This is a genomic window from Longispora urticae, assembly GCF_053902585.1.
In genome coordinates, this window is record NZ_JAQZSH010000011.1 from 211,547 (window position 1) to 227,923 (window position 16,377).

General features: G+C 71.8%; 12 protein-coding genes and 1 pseudogene. 7 read left to right on the plus strand and 6 right to left on the minus strand.

Annotation, left to right across the window (positions count from 1 at the left end; genetic code table 11):
* Window positions 1–61: 61 nt before the first annotated feature.
* Together PT931_RS05970 and acs are read right to left on the minus strand one after the other, a co-directional pair.
* Window positions 62–1,795, minus strand: a complete 1,734-nt coding sequence (locus PT931_RS05970) for a bifunctional metallophosphatase/5'-nucleotidase (RefSeq protein ID WP_456244668.1) — start codon at window positions 1,793–1,795, stop codon at window positions 62–64.
* 114 nt (window positions 1,796–1,909) lie between these two features.
* Window positions 1,910–3,841: an acetate--CoA ligase gene (acs, locus tag PT931_RS05975; RefSeq protein ID WP_456244669.1), complete on the minus strand. Its 1,932-nt coding sequence runs from the start codon at window positions 3,839–3,841 to the stop codon at window positions 1,910–1,912.
* 269 nt (window positions 3,842–4,110) lie between these two features.
* On the opposite strand from acs, the gene PT931_RS05980 reads away from it, so the two are divergent.
* Window positions 4,111–4,863, plus strand: a complete 753-nt coding sequence (locus tag PT931_RS05980) for an oxidoreductase (RefSeq protein WP_456244670.1) — start codon at window positions 4,111–4,113, stop codon at window positions 4,861–4,863.
* 28 nt (window positions 4,864–4,891) lie between these two features.
* On the opposite strand, the gene PT931_RS05985 is transcribed toward PT931_RS05980, so the two are convergent.
* Window positions 4,892–5,629: a hypothetical protein gene (locus PT931_RS05985; RefSeq protein WP_456244671.1), complete on the minus strand. Its 738-nt coding sequence runs from the start codon at window positions 5,627–5,629 to the stop codon at window positions 4,892–4,894.
* Window positions 5,630–5,687: 58 nt separating this feature from the next.
* A complete protein-coding gene (locus PT931_RS05990; protein WP_456244672.1) occupies window positions 5,688–6,530 on the minus strand; it encodes a DUF1932 domain-containing protein in 843 nt (280 codons plus the stop codon).
* A 402-nt stretch (window positions 6,531–6,932) separates the two neighbouring features.
* Between PT931_RS05990 and PT931_RS05995 the strand changes: the two genes are divergently transcribed.
* A complete protein-coding gene (locus tag PT931_RS05995; RefSeq protein ID WP_456244673.1) occupies window positions 6,933–8,645 on the plus strand; it encodes a glycoside hydrolase family 35 protein in 1,713 nt (570 codons plus the stop codon).
* Window positions 8,642–9,823, plus strand: a complete 1,182-nt coding sequence (locus PT931_RS06000; protein ID WP_456244674.1) for an alpha-L-fucosidase — start codon at window positions 8,642–8,644, stop codon at window positions 9,821–9,823. Before PT931_RS05995 ends, PT931_RS06000 begins: the two co-directional genes overlap by 4 nt.
* Before the next feature lie 60 nt (window positions 9,824–9,883).
* Here PT931_RS06000 and PT931_RS06005 read toward each other — a convergent pair whose 3' ends face one another.
* On the minus strand, window positions 9,884–10,870 hold the full coding sequence (locus PT931_RS06005) for a LacI family DNA-binding transcriptional regulator (protein ID WP_456244675.1): 987 nt from the start codon (window positions 10,868–10,870) through the stop codon (window positions 9,884–9,886).
* 100 nt (window positions 10,871–10,970) lie between these two features.
* Entirely contained in the window at window positions 10,971–11,774 is an 804-nt protein-coding gene (locus PT931_RS06010) for an HAD family hydrolase (protein ID WP_456244676.1), read from the minus strand.
* 720 nt (window positions 11,775–12,494) lie between these two features.
* Between PT931_RS06010 and ssd the strand changes: the two genes are divergently transcribed.
* From ssd to PT931_RS06030, 4 genes and pseudogenes are all read left to right on the plus strand, one after another.
* A complete protein-coding gene (ssd, locus tag PT931_RS06015; protein ID WP_456244677.1) occupies window positions 12,495–13,535 on the plus strand; it encodes a septum site-determining protein Ssd in 1,041 nt (346 codons plus the stop codon).
* Window positions 13,481–14,614 (plus strand): annotated as a pseudogene (locus PT931_RS06020) (TadA family conjugal transfer-associated ATPase); the annotation flags it as partial. The gene ssd and the pseudogene PT931_RS06020, both read left to right, overlap by 55 nt.
* A 275-nt stretch (window positions 14,615–14,889) precedes the next feature.
* Window positions 14,890–15,714, plus strand: a complete 825-nt coding sequence (locus PT931_RS06025) for a type II secretion system F family protein (protein WP_456244678.1) — start codon at window positions 14,890–14,892, stop codon at window positions 15,712–15,714.
* The gene (locus PT931_RS06030; RefSeq protein WP_456244679.1) at window positions 15,701–16,369 is read left to right on the plus strand and encodes a type II secretion system F family protein; all 669 of its coding nucleotides are present in this window, start codon (window positions 15,701–15,703) and stop codon (window positions 16,367–16,369) included. The genes PT931_RS06025 and PT931_RS06030 overlap by 14 nt, the downstream gene beginning before the upstream one ends.
* Window positions 16,370–16,377 lie beyond the last annotated feature (8 nt).

Here is a 16,377-nt window from a genome sequence, read left to right on the forward strand (position 1 = left end):
AACGCTTGTGTTACGTGACGATGCCCCGGAAACGATCTTCCGGGGCATCGACGAAAAGGGTTTATTGGAACGTGATCCGGTTCGCGGCCGGAACCGGGTAGGGAATCGACGGCGTCGAGTGCGCGGCCAGGTAGTCGGCGAACGAGTCGATGTCCAGCTGGCCCACGAGCTTGTCGGTGCCCTTGGCCAGCTCGGGGAAGCCGTCACCGCCGTCTGCGAGGAAGGAGTTGATCGTCACCCGGTAGGTGGCGGCCGGGTCCAGCGGCACCCCGTGCAGGCGTACGTCGGACACCGTCGACAGGCCCGTCACGGTGTAGGTGAAACCGGCCGAGACCTGCAGAACCTTTTTCGCGGTACCGGCGTTGGCGCCCGTGAACTGCTGGTTGAGCACGGTGACGATCTGCGCCCCGGTCAGGCTCACGGTGTCCACGTTGTTGTTGAACGGCTGCACCGCGAACGCCTCGCCGTAGGTCACGACGCCATTGCCCTCGGCCCCGGACGGCAGGAAGACCAGGTCGGTCCGAATGCCGCCGGGATTCATCAATGCGATCTGCGCGCCGCCCTTGTCCGGTGCGGAAGTCGAGGCCAGTTGTGCGTCGGCGATCAGGTCACCGAGAGGGGACTCCACGGTGGAGGTACCCGCCCGCTTGATATCGCCGGCAATGTAGCCGAGATTCCGATTCGCGATCGGCGCGACCAGCACCTTGTACTTGTCCACCAGGGCCTTGGCCGTGGCGTCCTTCGCGACGTCGCGGGTCACGACCTTGTTCTGCGCGGCCACCTGGACGATGTCGTTCTTGTCCAGATCGAACTTCAGCCGCACGTCGGTGTACTCGCGCCCGAACGAACCCGCGCTCGTCACCATGCGCGGCCGGCCCATCGGGTCGGGGATCGAGCAGGCGTAGGAGGAGTGGGTGTGCCCGGTGACGACCAGGTCGACCGAGGGGCTCAGCCGCTTGGAGATGTCCACGATCGGACCGCTCAGGCCGAGGTTGCCGCCCGCGTTGCAGTCGTAGTTGTACACGTTGCTGGCCGGTACGCCGCCCTCGTGCAGCAGTACCACGATGGCCATGACGCCCTTGAGTCGCAGCTCGCTGACGTAGTGGTTGGCGGTGACGACCTCGTCGGTGAACGAGAGGCCCGCGACGCCGGACTTGGTGACGATGTCCGGGGTGCCGCGCAGGGTCATGCCGATGAAGCCGACCTTGGCGCCGTTGCCGAAGTCCTTGACCCAGTAGGGCGGCAGGACGGTCTTCTTGGCCTTGGTGTCGACGACATTCGCCGCCAGGTACTGGAACGCCGCGCCCTGGAACGGGGCGGCCGGGTCGGCACAGCCGTCGACGGCGTGACAGCCGCCGTTCTGGAGCCGGACCAGCTCGGCCGCGCCCTCGTCGAACTCGTGGTTGCCGACGGCCGTGGCCTCCAGGCCGAGGTCGCCGAGCGCGTCCACCGTGGGCTCGTCGTGGAACGCGGCCGACAGCAGCGGGGTCGCGCCGACCATGTCGCCGGCCCCGACCGTGGTGGTGTTGGGGTTGCCCACCCGGGCGTTCTTCAGGTGCGTGGCCAGGTACTCCACACCACCGGCGTCGACCGTGATGTCCTTACCGGCGGCGTCCTTGCCGGTCACCACCCGGCCGGAGGAGCCGGCGGGCGGCTCGAGGTTGCCGTGAAAGTCGTTGATCGCGAGGATCTGCAGGTCAGCGAGGTCGTGGGGCCGACCCGCGGTGGCGGGCTGCGCCGCGAGCATGCCGGCGGCGAGGGCCACCGCTGTCGTCGCGAGGAGTAGTCGCTTCATGTCCGGCAGCATAGGACGTGCGGCCTACCGACGGGTAAACATCGGTAGGCCGCCGAACTGACTTACGCCCCGGGCGGCTTCAGCGCCTTGACACGGCCCGCGCCGCCCGGACCGTCAGTCCTCGTCCTTGCTGGACTGCATCCCCGACGAGATCAGGGACATGATGGACGAATCCTGCAAAGTGGTGACATCACCGAGAGTGCGGTTCTCCGCGACGTCCCGCAGCAGCCGGCGCATGATCTTCCCGGACCGGGTCTTCGGCAGCTCCGGCACGATCATGATCTGGCGCGGCTTGCAGATCGGGCCGAGCGTCTTGGCCACGTGGTTGCGCAGGACGGTCACGTCGCCCTCGACGCCGCCGCGCAGGATCACGAACGCCACGATGGCCTGACCGGTCGTCGGGTCGGTCGCGCCCACGACCGCCGCCTCGGCGACGTCCGGGTGGCTGACCAGCGCGGACTCCACCTCGGTCGTCGAGATGTTGTGCCCGGACACGAGCATCACGTCGTCCACCCGGCCGAGCAGCCAGATGTTGCCGTCCTCGTCCTTCTTGGCCCCGTCACCCGCGAAGTACATATTCTGGAACCGGGACCAGTACGTGTCCAGGAAGCGCGCGTCGTCGCCCCAGATCGTGCGGAGCATCGACGGCCACGGCTCGCGGAGCACCAGGTAGCCACCGCCGCCGTTCGGCACGGACTCGCCCTGGTCGTCCACGACGTCGGCCGCGATCCCCGGCAGCGGGGACATGGCCGAACCCGGCTTGGTGTGCGTCACGCCCGGCAGCGGGGAGAGCATGATCGCGCCGGTCTCCGTCTGCCACCAGGTGTCGACGATCGGACAGTTGTTCGCGCCGATGTGTTCCCGGTACCACATCCAGGCCTCGGGGTTGATCGGCTCGCCCACGCTGCCGAGCAGCCGCAGCGAGGACAGGTCGAAACCGGCCGGGATGTCGTCGCCCCACTTCATGAACGTCCGGATCGCGGTGGGCGCGGTGTAGAGGATGGTGACCTTGTACTTCTGCACCAGTTCCCAGAACCGGCCCCGGTGCGGGGTGTCCGGGGTGCCCTCGTACATCACCTGGGTCGCGCCGTTGGAGAGCGGGCCGTACACGATGTAGGAGTGCCCGGTGACCCAGCCGATGTCCGCCGTGCACCAGAAGACGTCGGTCTCCGGCTTCAGGTCGAAAACAGCGTGATGGGTGTACGACGCCTGGGTGAGGTAGCCGCCCGTGGTGTGCAGGATGCCCTTCGGCTTGGCCGTGGTCCCCGACGTGTACAGGATGAACAGCGGGTTCTCCGAGTCGAACGCCCGCGCGGTGTGCTCCGCGGACGCCTTGCCGACCGTCTCGTGCCACCAGAGGTCCTTGTCCGTCCAGGCGACCTCCTGCCCGGTCCGGCGCACGACCAGCACGTTCTCCACCCCGGGGCACAGCGCGACGGCCTCGTCCACGGTCGGCTTCAGCGCGCTGGCCGCACCCCGGCGGTAGCCGCCGTCGGCCGTGATCACGAGCTTGGCGTCCTGGTCGGAGATCCGGCCCGACAGCGCGTCGACCGAGAACCCGCCGAACACCACGCTGTGCGTCGCGCCGATCCGGGCCGTGGCCAGCATCGCGACGGCGGCCTCGGGGATCATCGGCATGTAGATCGCGACCCGGTCGCCCTGGACGACGCCCAGGTCGGTCAGCGCGTTGGCGGCCTGCTTGACCTCGGCGAGCAGGTCGGCGTAGGTGATGGTGCGGGTGTCGCCCGGCTCGCCCTCCCAGTGGATGGCGACCCGGTCACCGAGGCCGGCCTCGACGTGCCGGTCCAGACAGTTGTAGGCCACGTTGAGTTCGCCGCCGACGAACCACTTGGCGAACGGCGGGTTCGACCAGTCCAGGGTCTGGTCCCAGTCCTTCGCCCACGACAGGCGGCGCGCCTGGGTCTCCCAGAACGCCAACCGGTCCTCGGGCTGCGCGTCGCTCGTGACATTGGCGTTCGCCGCCAGCTCGGCCGGCGGGGCGAAACGCCGCGTTTCGGACAGCAGGTTCTCGAGTGCGTCGCTCATCTTCTTGGCCGCTCCTTGTGTGATCCCGGGCTCAGCTTCAACATAGCGTGCTCGGCCTGCTCGATAAATGTTCGGTCAGGCCAGTTTTCGAAACCAATCGAGCAGGAGAGTGGGGACTTGTGCCTGTATTGGCGGTCCCCGCACCGATACGGACTGCCCGCCAGTCTCGAACGCCGACCGGCCCTCCGGGGAGAACGGCGCGCCCGGTGAGCCGAAAGGCCGGCCCGGCGCGGTGAGTGGCGGGAGAACCGGTGGGTAACCTCGGCGGCATGACGCTCGCCCCACTGCTCGACCTCGCCGACATCGCCGACGCGCTGGGCGGGGCACGTGCCTCCTTCGACACCGCGCTCCGGCACCGGGCCATGCGCAAACAGGGCGGCCAGGTGGCCGTCGAGGCCGGGCTGCGGACGGCGCGGGCGAGCGCGGCGCTCCAGGGGCACGCGTACGACCTGGACGAACTGCGGGCCGGGACCGCCGTCGACCCCGTGGTGCAGGGCGCGTTGCGGGTGTCGCAGGCGCTGGAGGGGCTGGTGCCGAGCTGGACCCGGGCGCCGCGTCAGGTGCTGGCCAAGCTGCACGTGCTCGCCGGGCGGGGGATCGTGCCGGACGGGGAGCTGGGGCGGCCCGGTGGTGCTCTCCCGGGCGGGGCTCCCGGTGTCGTGGAGGCCGGGGTGCAGGCGCGGCTCGACGGGCTCGTGCGGCTGGTCACCGGCAAGGAGGACACCCTGCTGCTCGCGGCCGTCGTGCACGGGGAGCTGCTGGCGCTGGGGGCCTTCGGGCAGGTCAACGGGGTGGTGGCCCGGGCGGCGGCGCGGCTGACGCTGATCGCGGGCGGGTTCGACCTGCGCGGGCTGCTGCCGGTGGACGTGGGGCACCTGGACCGCGAGCCGGAGTACCTGGGGGCGCAGGCGACCTTCGCGACCGGCACCCCCGACGGGTTGCGGTCCTGGTTGAAGCACTACGCGGCGGCGGTGACCCGGGCCGCCGAGGAGACGACGGCGATCTGCGACGGGCTGGTCTGAGGGGGGACCAGCCCGACGCGGAGCGCCGCTACTGCTGCGGGGTGACCGGCGGCGGGTATGCGGCCGGCTGGGCCGGGGGCTGCGGGGGGACGTAGCCCGCCTGGGACGGGACGAAGCCCGGCTGCTGGGGCGGGACGGCTCCGGGCTGGGCCGGCGGGGCGTAACCCTGCTGGGCCGGGTAGGCCTGCTGGGGCTGCGGCGCGTGACCGGGCTGGCCCTGCGGCGCGTAACCCTGCTGGGGCTGCGGCGCGTAGCCGGGCTGACCCTGGGGCGCCTGCGGGGCGTAACCGGGCTGCGGCTGTGCCGGGTACCCCGGCTGGGCCTGACCTGGCTGGCCGTAGCCCTGCTGGGGCGCGTAGCCGGCCGGGGCTCCGGGCTGCGGCGCGTAGCCCGCGGGAGCCCCCGGCTGGCCCTGGCCCGGCGGGAGGTAGCCCGGGGCCGGGTAGCCCTGGGGTGCGGCGGGCGGCGGCAGGAGGTGCAGGTTCTGGTTCACCTTCCGCTGGGCGAACTTCGCCTTGATCGCGCTGCCGGCCAGCAGGAACGGCAGGATCGCCACGTAGAAGCTGATGATGATCCAGCCGCCGAACAGGAAGACGAACGCGGCCCAGAGCAGGACCACGAGCCCGGCGAGCGAGCCGCCGATCTGCCAGCCGCGCGACTGCGTGTTCAGCAGCGAGGTGATGATCAGCGCGAGGCCGCCCACCATGTACAGGATCAGGACGAAGTTACCGAACCCGTTGTCGAGGTCGATAGTGGCAAGGGGCATGGGGGTGTGCTTTCGCTGGAGGGTGAGGGAAGAGCCAGCGGAACACTAGAGGACCAGGTCAACGTCCGGGCAACAACCCGGCGACGATCTCGGACGCGGGCATCGTGGTGTCGACCGTCTCCGGGTCGCCCTGGGCCAGCGGGCCGGCGGCGATGTCCCGCCAGATCGCGGCGATCGCGGCGAACAGGGCGGGGGACAGCCCGGCGCCGGACTGGGTGGCGGCGATCTCGTGCATCTCCCCGACGTACCGGTGGGCCTTCGTCGCGGCCCGGGCCACGTCCGCCGGCTTCTTCGGGACGTTGCGCCCGACATCGGTCAGGAACGCGTCCAGCACCCCGTGGTGCTCGGCGGTGACCATCGCCTGGGCCCACAACGCGGCCGTTCCCTTGTAGACGCTGGCGGTGCACATCTTCAGCGCGCTCGCCGTGCCGATCTCGTCACCGAGCGCGAGCGGCACCACGCCGGTCCACGGCAGGGCGGTGACCTCGCCGACCCGGGGGCCGGAGAAGTACAGGTGGGTACCGTCGACCACGCTCGGCGGGCCGCCCGAGATCGAGCCGTCGACCAGGTCGAGGCCGCCGAGCTCGGACTGCACGGCGGTGAGGGTCGCCGGGGAGACGGCGTTCATGTCCACGACCAGCGGCCGGGCCCCGGTGCGCTGGGCGGCGGCGGCGATCTCGGCCGCGGCGGCGACCGCCTCGGCCGGCGGGGTGACGACGAGCAGCACGTCGGAGGCGGCCACGACGGCGTCGAGGTCGGGGAGGAGTTCGAGGTCGCGGGCGAGCCGGGCGGTGCGGGCCGAGCGGCCGGCGACGGTGGCGACCACGCGCTCGCCGCCGCGCGCGAGGGAGAATCCGAGCCCGGAGCCCATGTGGCCGGGGCTGACGATACCGACAGTCATGCCGACAAGCCTATGCCGGCGGTGCCACCTGCCCCTCGTACCCGTCGAAGGGGTCGTGAACGGCGGGACGGCGCCCCAACAAACTGGAGCGCCGTCTCAAAACCGCACGTCCGGCCAGGTGATCATGCGTGCACCTTGTCTCGTCGAACCAGGACCCGTGCTGCTGTCCTGGGCGACGCGCCTTCCCGCGGCTGGTCGCGCGTGGGTGCCCGGTGGCCGTGCGGCGGAGCTCATATCTTGCTGGTGAAACGGGGTTCATCACATGAGATCCGCTATAACCTTTGTACCCCGGTTCTCCCCGGCCCGCCAGGTATTCGCGGCAACCTGTGACGGCTGGGGTTCATGGGACCGGCTTCTGGGACCGGCTGGCACCTCACCCCGACATCGGGTAGGAACTTGCGTATGTCGTTCGTCGTCACGCCCCAGGGTTTCGAGCTGCGCGGGGAGCCCTTCCGGGTGCTCTCCGGTGCCATGCACTACTTCCGCAGCCTGCCCGAACAGTGGCCGGCCCGGCTGCGGATGCTGCGCGCCATGGGCCTCAACACCGTCGAGACGTACGTGGCGTGGAACTACCACGAGCCCGTCGCCGGTGTCGTGGAGCGGCTCGACCACCTGGCGAGGTTCCTCGACGACGCGGCCGAGGCCGGGCTGTACGCGATCGTCCGCCCGGGGCCGTACATCTGCGCGGAGTGGGAGAACGGCGGGCTGCCGGCCTGGCTGACCGGTTCGGGCGTGCCCCTGCGGTGCCATGACGAGCGGTTCCTCGCGCCGGTGGACCGGTTCTTCGACGCGCTGCTGCCCCTCGTGGTGGAGCGGCAGGTCACCCGCGGCGGCAACGTGCTGATGGTGCAGGTCGAGAACGAGTACGGCTCGTACGGCTCGGACCAGGAGTACCTGCGGTACCTGGCGGACGGGCTGCTCGCCCGCGGCGTGGACGTACCCCTCTTCACCTCGGACGGTCCCGAGGACCACATGCTCACCGGTGGCTCCGTGCCGGGCATCCTGGCCACGGTCAACTTCGGCTCGGACCCCAAGGCCGCGTTCGAGACGCTGAAGAGGCACCGGCCCGACGACCCGCCGATGTGCATGGAGTTCTGGAACGGCTGGTTCGACCACTGGGGCGACGAGCACGTCACCCGGTCGGCGGCGGACGCGGCGGCCACGTTGGAGGAGATGCTCGCGCTCGGCGGGTCGGTCAACTTCTACATGGCGCACGGCGGCACGAACTTCGGCACCTGGGCCGGGGCGAACCGGGGCGGGACCTACCACGACGGGGACTACCAGCCGACCGTCACGTCCTACGACTACGACGCGCCGATCGACGAGCGGGGCGCGCCGACGGAGAAGTTCTGGGCGTTCCGGGCGGTGCTCGCGAAGTACACCCCGGACATCCCGGAGCCGGAGCCGCTGCCGCCGGTGCTGGCCCCCCGGACCGTGGCGCTGGGCGAGGCGACCTCGTGGCGGAGTCTGATTCGCGACGGTGTCAGAAGTCCGATGCCGGCGAGCTACGAGGACCTCGGACTCGTGCACGGCCTCGTGCTGTACCGCGCGGAACTGCCCGGCCCGCGCCAGCCCTATCCGCTGATCATCGACGGGATCGCCGACCGCGCGCACGTGTTTGTGGACGGTCAATTCCGGGCAACCGTGGAACGTGGCGGGACTAACACCATCGATGACGTTCCCGGTCCGGCGACCGTGGAGGTGCTCGTCGAGTCGCTCGGCCGGGTCAACTACGGGCCGCACGTCGGGGAGACCAAGGGCATCCGGGCGCTGCGGCACGAGCGGCAGTACGTGCACGGGGTGACGGCGTACCCGTTGAACTGGGAAGATGTGCCCTGGGGCTCGGGTGTCGAGGGCGCGGGGCCGACGTTCACCCGAGGCGTGTTGAAGATCGACGAGCCTCTCGACGGGTACCTCTCCGTCCCCGGTGGACTGCGTGGGTATGTATGGGTAAACGGCTTCTGTCTGGGTAGGTACAACGCGGTGGGGCCGCAGCGCACGCTGTACCTTCCCGCACCGGTCCTGCGTTCTGGGACGAATGACGTCGTTGTGTTGGAGCTTGATGGTGTGGCACAGTCCGCTGTGTCCATCGATGGGGAGGCAGGTCTGGGGTGAAGGCGAGCGCTCGGGGTCTGCAGTGGTTTCAGGATGCCCGTTTTGGGCTATTCGTCCACTGGGGTCTGTATGCGCTCGTGGGGCGCGGCGAATGGCACATGTTCAACGACAGGGTGCCCGCCGACCGGTACCGCGGCCTGGCCGACCACTTCTACGGCGGCGAGTGGGACGCGAACCGCCTGGCCGACCTCGCCCTCGACGCGGGCCAGCGCTACATCACCGTGACCGCCCGGCACCACGACGGCTTCTCGCTCTTCGACACCCAGGTGTCCGACTTCAAGATCACGAAGACGCCGTTCGGCCGGGACCTGCTCGCCGAGCTCGCCGACGCGTGCCGCGACCGGGGCCTCGGCCTCGGCGTCTACCTGTCCCTGGTCGACTGGTCGCACCCCGGCTACCGCGACTGGCAGAACAACGGCTCCTGGCACTCCTTCCGGGAGTACCTGTTCGGCCAGGTCAAAGAGGTCTGCACCCAGTACGGGCCCCTCGTGCAGCTCTGGCTCGACGGCGACTGGCCCGGCGCGCGACTCTCCCGGGACCACCCCGACTGGTTCGCCGGCCGCGCCGACTACCACTACCCCGAGCTGTACGCGGCCGTGCACAACGCGCAGCCCGACGCCGTCATCGTCAACAACCGGCACTCCACCCTGCTGCCCGGCGAGGACATCCAGTGCTTCGAGCAGGAGGTCAACCCGGCGCTCGCCAGCGACGCCCCCGCCGAGACCTGCATGTCCATGGACGCCAGCTGGGGCTTCATGCCGCACGACCCGCTGCGCCGCAGTGCCGGCCAGCTCACCGCGCGCCTGGCCCGCGCCGCCGGCTACGGCTCGAACCTGCTGCTCAACGTCGGGCCCACCCAGTCCGGCAACATCCCCGACCACCAGATCAGCCGGCTGCGCGGGGTCGGCGAATGGCTCGTCACCCACGGCGAGGCCATCTACGGCACCCGGGTCGGCTTCAGCTCCGGACAGGGCTGGACCTCGACCCGGCGCGACGGCGCGGACTACATCATCGTGACGTCCTCGGCGACCGAGCTGACCGTGCCGCTGCCCGACCCGGACCGGTTCCCGTGGACCGAGGCGATCGGCACCCGGGTCCGGGGCTCCGAGGTACGCGACGGGCAGTTGCGGATCAGCATGAATCCGGGGGACTTCCCGGCCGTGGTGAAGCTGACGTAGGTCGGCCCTGGGCGGTGGGCCCGGTCGGTCGACGTGGTGGCCGGGGAGCGTGCCGATCCGTCAGCCTGTCGGGTCCGTGCTGCCCCGGACGACCAGCTCCGCCGGTACCCCTATCGTCTGGGGTTGGTCTTCGGTCAGGGCCAGGGTGAGCGCCCGGGCACCCATCTCCACCAGTGGCAACCGCACCGTCGTCAACGGCGGCGACAGGTCCCGCACCGACGGCACGTCCCCGAACCCGGCCACCCACACGTCCTCCGGGATCCGCAGCCCCCGCTCGCGCAGCCCGGTGCAGAACCCGGTCGCCATCACGTCCGACATCACGAACGCCGCCGTCGTACCGGCCGGGATCGCCCGCGCCGCGCGGTAACCGCCGTCCCGGCTGAAGTCGGCCTCCACCAGGAACTCCTCGCGCCGGCCCAGCCCGGCCCGGAAGCCGTGCAGCCGGTCGCGCACCGTCTGCAACCGCGCGGGGCCCGCCACGACCGCCACCGACGTGCGACCCCGGAAGTGCCGGCCCACCGCCGCGCCGCCACCCGTGTTGTCCGGGCAGAGCGTGTGCGCCGGCAGCCCCGGCTGGCCCACGCACGCCGCCCGGCCGCCGACCGCCGTGAACTGCTCGATCTCGTCGGCCAGCCGCGCCTCGCCGGCCTCCGCCGTGGTCCGGCTGCCGACCAGGATCGCCGCCCGGGCCCGCTGGCCGCGCAGTGCCGCGAGGTGCGTCGTCGCCACGTCCGGGTCCGTGCCGGTGCTGGCGATGACGACCCGCATCTGGTACTCGGCGGCGGCGGTCAGCACCCCCGCCGCGATCAGGGAGAAGTACGGATCGGCGATGTCGTGCAGCAGCAGGCCGACCAGCGGGTTGCCGCCCCTGGCCAGCGCCTGGGCCTGGGCGTTCGCGGTGTAGTGCAGGCGGCGGGCCGCGTCGAGCACCCGGGCGCGCAGCTCGGGGCCGACCCGGCGGGCGGAGCCGTTGAGGACGCGGGAGGCGGTGGCGATCGAGACTCCGGCCGCCTGCGCGACGTCCTGCAAGGTGGGCTGACGGGTCACCGGGCCACCGTAGCTCGCCCGAGGGGGCCGTGGGTGAGCTGTTGTGGACGGTGGGGTGGGGACTGGCCGGATGGCTCGGGTGACCGGGGCCCGGGCCTGGTCAGGCGGCGGTGGCGAGTCTCCGGCGCCGCCGTCCATACCAGAGCGCCGCCGCGCCGCCGATGGCCACGGCGGTGACGGCCATCGCGGCCACCGGGACAGCCGGCTTCTCGCCCAGAACCCTGCGGCGCAACGGGATCGGGTGCCGGAAGGTCAACACTGGCCAGTCGCGTTCGAGGGCTGTTCGGCGCAGGGCGCGGTCCGGGTTCACCGCTGTCGGATGTCCGACACAGGTCAGGAGGGCGGCGTCGCTGATCGAGTCGGAGTAGGCGTAACACTCGGTGAGGTCGTACCCCCGCTGGGCGGCCAGGGCGATCACCGCCGTCGCTTTGTTGGGGCCGGCGGCGTAGAAGTCGACCTCGCCCGTGTAGTGACCGTCCGCGACGACCATCCGGGTCGCGATCACGTCCGTCACGCCCAACAGCTCGCCGATCGGCCGCACCATCTCGTCGCCCGAGGCGGAGACGAGCACGATGTCGCGACCCGCCGCGCGATGCTCGGAGATGAGCGTCGCGGCCTCGGCGTAGATGTAAGGGTGAATGAGCTGGTCGAGAGTCTCGGTGACGATCTGTCGGACCTGGTCGGCCCGCCACCCCTTACACAATTGGGCGAGATAATCGCGCATTCGATCCATTTGTTGATCGTCGGCGCCGGCACGCTGATAAACGAGCTGCGTGTACGCAGCCCGGAGGACGTCACTCCGGGTAATCAAGCCGTCGCGGTAGAACGGCCGCCCGAAGGCCAAGGCGCTCGACTTGGCAATGACGGTCTTATCGAGATCGAAGAACGCGGCGCTGCGACCCACGGCCGGAGTTTAGATCGTCCACGCCAACGACGCGATGACCGGGCCGGAATCGGAGGAAGAACAAGGGGCCTCGACTATGTAGGCCAAGTCAGGCATGCTGGTGCATAGTCATAGCCCCCAAACCTTGGCCCCTCGGCGGTCGCACCCCCCGTGACCGCTGAGTCGGTCCGGCTCACCCCCCGGAGCCGGGCCGCACGACGACCCCCGCCACCCCCCGGCGGGGGTCGTCCATTTTGTGGCCTGTCGGGTCCGGCGCTGGCGTTTCGCGGCCGTGGTGGGGGTCTTTGCGGTTGTTCTGGTGGCCGCCTCGGATGGGCTGGCCGTTCCCCCTGGTCAGGGTGTGGTCGCTCTGTGTCGTCGTTCTGATTGTGCCCATGAGTGGCCGGGAAATGTCAGCGGGAACTCGGTCGGGAATCCATCGAACGAATGGCCAAGTCGAGGGGTACCGAATCGCGGATGAATTCCATTGCCGGAAAGTCGGTGGCGGAAATTTTTGGTGCTGTTCTCGGGGGTTAGTGGGTGGTTCGGGGGTGTTGGTGGGGCTGGGTGGGTGGTGGCTTGGTAACGGGTGGTCAGGGTGGTTGTGTGCGGCGGCCGTCCCACCAGGGCTGATGTTCCGGGAGTTATCCACAGGGTGGGTGGTTATCCACAGGCTGTGCACAACCTGCCGGGTCCGGCGCGAACGTGGAGCGGTCGTACCCGTCGAGCAGGGAGTCCGCCGTGCAGCATCCCCGATCGCTGATCGTCACCGCCGACCCCCACCTCCTGGACGAACTGCTCCGCCTCACCGCCCAGGCCGGCATCGTGCCGGTGGTCGCGCCCGACCCCGCCGCCGCCCGACCGCTGTGGGGCGGCGCGCCCCTGGTCATCGTGGGGCCGGACCAGGCGGCGGGCTGTGCCGGGCTGCCGAGTAGACCCCGGGTCGTCCTGGTCGTGGACGCCGAGCCCGACGATCCCCTGTGGGAGCTCGCCCAGCTCCTCGGCGCCGAGCACGTCGCCGCCCTGCCGGCGGCCGAGCCGTGGCTGATCGAGAAGCTCGGCGCGGCCGAGCAGGGCGCCCCGGACGCGCCCGTGATCGGGGTGCTCGGCGGCCGGGGTGGCGCCGGGGCCTCGGTTCTCGCGGCCGGCCTCGCCGTGACCGCCGCCCGCCAGGGCTCCGACGTCCTCCTGGTCGACGCCGACCCACTGGGTGGCGGCGTGGACCTCGTCCTCGGCTGGGAGGAGGTCGGCGGCCTGCGCTGGCCGGAGCTCACGTCGGGAGAGCTTGGGCCGTTCCTGGAGAAGGGTCGGCTCAGCGTGCTGTCCCAGGACCGGCACACCGCCGTGGAGGTGTCTCCCGAGCTGATGGCGACGGCGTTGCGCTCGGGGCGTTCGGGCTCCGATCTCGTCGTGCTGGACCTGCCGCGCACCCTCGACGACGCCGCCCGGCACGCGCTGGGGCACGCCGACCGGCTGCTGCTGGTCGTGCCCGCCGAGTTGAGGGCCTGTGCCGCCGCCGCGAAGGTGGTGTCGCACCTCGGCGAGCTCGACGTGCCGGTGGAGCTGATCGTCCGGGGTCCGTCGCCGGGGAGGTTGCGGGCCACCGAGATCGCCCGCGCCCTCGGCCTGCCCCTGGCCGGCAGCCTGCGGTCGGAGCCCGGCCTGGTCACCGCCCTCGAACGCGGGTCGGCCCCGGCCCACACCGGAAAGGGTCCACTCGCCGACCTGTGTCGCCGGCTGCTGGCCGATCCGCGGTTCCGCACGGCTGGACCGTCGGCGTGAGGCGGCCCATCGGACGGGACGGCGCTTCCCGGCAGCAGGGAGACCCGGCGGTCGGGGCCGGGGTTCCCGGCTGGGGGCGGGCAGCGGGAGCGTCGAGCCTCGTCGGCCCCCTGGAGGCGTTGCAGCACGACGACCGGATCACCGACATCCTGGTCAACGGGCCGGACGAGGTGTGGGTCGACCGGGGCGCGGGGTTGCTGCGTACCCGGCTGCGGTTCGGGGGGCACGCGGAACTGCGGGCGGTCGCCCAGCGGCTCGCGGCGGCGTGCGGTCGACGGCTCGATGACGCCAGCCCGTACGTGGACGCCAGGTTGCCCGACGGGACCCGGGTGCACGCGGTGCTGCCGCCGATCGCCCGGCGCGGTCCGTACCTGTCGCTGAGGCTCTTTCGCCGACAGGTCTGGGCGCTGCCCGAACTCGTTCCGGCGGACGAGGCGGCCCTGCTGTCCGCGATCGTGGCGGCGCGGCTGGCGTTCGTGGTCACCGGGAGTACCGGTTCGGGGAAGACCACCGTCCTCAACGCACTGCTCGGCGAGGTGCCGCCGACCGAGCGGATCGTCGTCGTGGAGGACTCGGCGGAGCTGCGTCCCGCGCACCCGCACGTGCTGGTCATGGAGGCCCGGACCCCGAACGTCGAGGGCACCGGGGCGGTGACGCTGCGGGACCTGGTCCGTCAGGCGCTCCGGATGCGCCCCGACCGGATCGTCGTCGGCGAGTGTCGCGGACCGGAGGTGGTGGAACTCCTCACCGCCCTGAACACGGGGCACGAGGGCGGCGCGGGGACGCTGCACGCGAACACGCCGGCGGACGTGCCGGCCCGGTTCGAGGCGCTCGCCCTGAGCGGTGGGCTGGACCGGGCCGCTCTGCATGCGCAGCTCGGTGCCGCGGCGCTGGTCGTGGTCCATCTGCGCAGGTCGGGGTCCCATCGGGTTCTCGACGAGGTGTGTCTGCTGCGGCCGGCTGGTGAGGGGCTGGTCGTCGCCCGGCGGGTGTGGGGGCGGACTACCGGGCTCGGGCCGGGGGCGCGGTCGTTGGCCGAGGACCTGGAGGGCAGGGGCGTTCCGGTCCCGGGACTGCTGCTCGGGGACTACCTGACGAGGCCGCTCTCACTGGTCCCGGATCCCGGGCCGAGCCAACACGTCGGGCCGGACCTGCCCTCGGATCCCGAGGAGCTTCGCGAACCCGGCCGGAACGTCGAGCCGAACCCGCCTCTCACGCCCGTGGGGCATCGCGGGTCGGAGTGGTCCGAGTCGAGCCTGCGTCACGGAGTCGGCGGGCACCGGGAGTCCGGTCGGTGGCATGACGGGCGGCTGGACCGGTGACCGGCGGGGTGGGGGCGCGGACCGTGCGGCCCGTGGACAGGGGAGAGCGGGGCGGGATGCGTGGGCGGGTGCGTCGGGTGGAGGCCCGGCTGCGGGCGTGGACGCGCCCCGCGGGGACCGTTCGGCGACGCCTCGGACAGGCGCTCGGGGTGGGGATGCTCGCCGCGACCGCGGGGGCGCTGCTCGCGGGGCCGGTGGCGGCGCTGCTGCTCGGCGGGTACACGGCGGTGGGGGCTCGGGCCGTGTTGCACCGGGCGGTCGGGCGGGCGGAGGCGCGGTACCGGGGCCGGGCGCTCGACGTGGTGGTGAGCCTGGCGGCGGATCTCCGGGCCGGCCTGCCCCTGAACGGAGCGCTGGAGACGGCCCGGGAGCGGCTCGGTGTGCCCTTGAGCGGGGCGTTGGTGGCGGGCCGGGAGCGGCTCGGTGTGCCCCTGGGCGGGGTGTCGGAAACGGTCCCGGAGCGGCTCGGTCCTCCCCGTCAGGTGGCTGAGGCGGGCGGGCCGTTGCCGGCGCTCGGTTCGGTGACGGCGGACGACAGGGTGCGGGCCGCGTGGCGGCTCGCGGAGCGTACGGGCGCGCCGCTCGCCGACATTCTCGATCTGGTGGTGCTGGACCTGCGCGAGGAGCAGTCCCGGCGCGCGCAGACCAACGCCCAACTGGCCGGGGCCCGCGCCACGATGGGCATCCTCACGGTGCTGCCCGCCGTCGGCCTCGGCCTCGGGTACGCGATCGGGGGCGACCCCCTGGCGGTGCTCCTGCACACCCCGTTCGGCGCGGTGTGCGCCGCGCTCACCCTGCTGTTCCAGTCGCTCGGACTGGTCTGGGTCGGTCGGCTGGTGCGCCATGCCTCGGCGTGACTCCTCCCGTGACCGGCTGCGCAGGATCGGCCTGCCGGGGACGGAGACCTCGAAGCTGCCGGTGACCGCCCGGTTGGTCGCGGCACTCGGAGCAGGTGCGACGACGGCGCTCTTCGTAGGCGGCTGGCCCGGCCTGGCCCTGGGCGCGGTCGCCGGGGTGGTGGCCGCGCGGGTGGTGTCCCGGCTCGAACCGGGCGCGCGGCGGCGGGTCCGGCTCCGGGTCCTGGCCGACGCGCCGTTCGCGGCCGACCTGCTGAGCGCGGTGCTCCGATCGGGCGCGCCGCCGTCCAGTGCCGCCGGCGCGGTCGGGGCCGTCCTCGGTGGACCCCTGGGCGAACGGCTCACCCGGACCGCGGCGGACCTGCGGGCCGGGCGGGTACCCGCCGACGCCTGGGCGCGGGTCGGGGACACGGCACCCGGTGCGCGGATCGCGGCGGCGGCGGTCCGGAGCAGCGAGAGCGGCGGGGCGTTCGCGGTCGGCCTCGAACGGCTGGCGCTGGAACTCCGCGCGGAGCAGAACGCGGCCGCCACGGCGGCGGTCCAGCGGGTCGGAGTGTTCATTGTGCTGCCGCTCGGTCTGTGCTTCCTGCCCGCATTCGTACTCGCCGGACTCGCCCCTGTTGTTTTCACGATTTTTGGTCAGTTTCTCCGATGAAAGGAAAA

What these genes read in the sequence shown, in the direction of transcription:
- PT931_RS05990 (WP_456244672.1), bottom strand. Translation starts at nt 6,530, where the DNA reads ATGACTGTCGGTATCGTCAGCCCCGGCCACATGGGCTCCGGGCTCGGA.
- acs (WP_456244669.1), bottom strand. Translation starts at nt 3,841, where the DNA reads ATGAGCGACGCACTCGAGAACCTGCTGTCCGAAACGCGGCGTTTCGCC.
- PT931_RS06030 (WP_456244679.1), top strand. Translation starts at nt 15,701, where the DNA reads ATGCCTCGGCGTGACTCCTCCCGTGACCGGCTGCGCAGGATCGGCCTG.
- PT931_RS05970 (WP_456244668.1), bottom strand. Translation starts at nt 1,795, where the DNA reads ATGAAGCGACTACTCCTCGCGACGACAGCGGTGGCCCTCGCCGCCGGC.
- PT931_RS05980 (WP_456244670.1), top strand. Translation starts at nt 4,111, where the DNA reads ATGACGCTCGCCCCACTGCTCGACCTCGCCGACATCGCCGACGCGCTG.
- PT931_RS05985 (WP_456244671.1), bottom strand. Translation starts at nt 5,629, where the DNA reads ATGCCCCTTGCCACTATCGACCTCGACAACGGGTTCGGTAACTTCGTC.
- PT931_RS05995 (WP_456244673.1), top strand. Translation starts at nt 6,933, where the DNA reads ATGTCGTTCGTCGTCACGCCCCAGGGTTTCGAGCTGCGCGGGGAGCCC.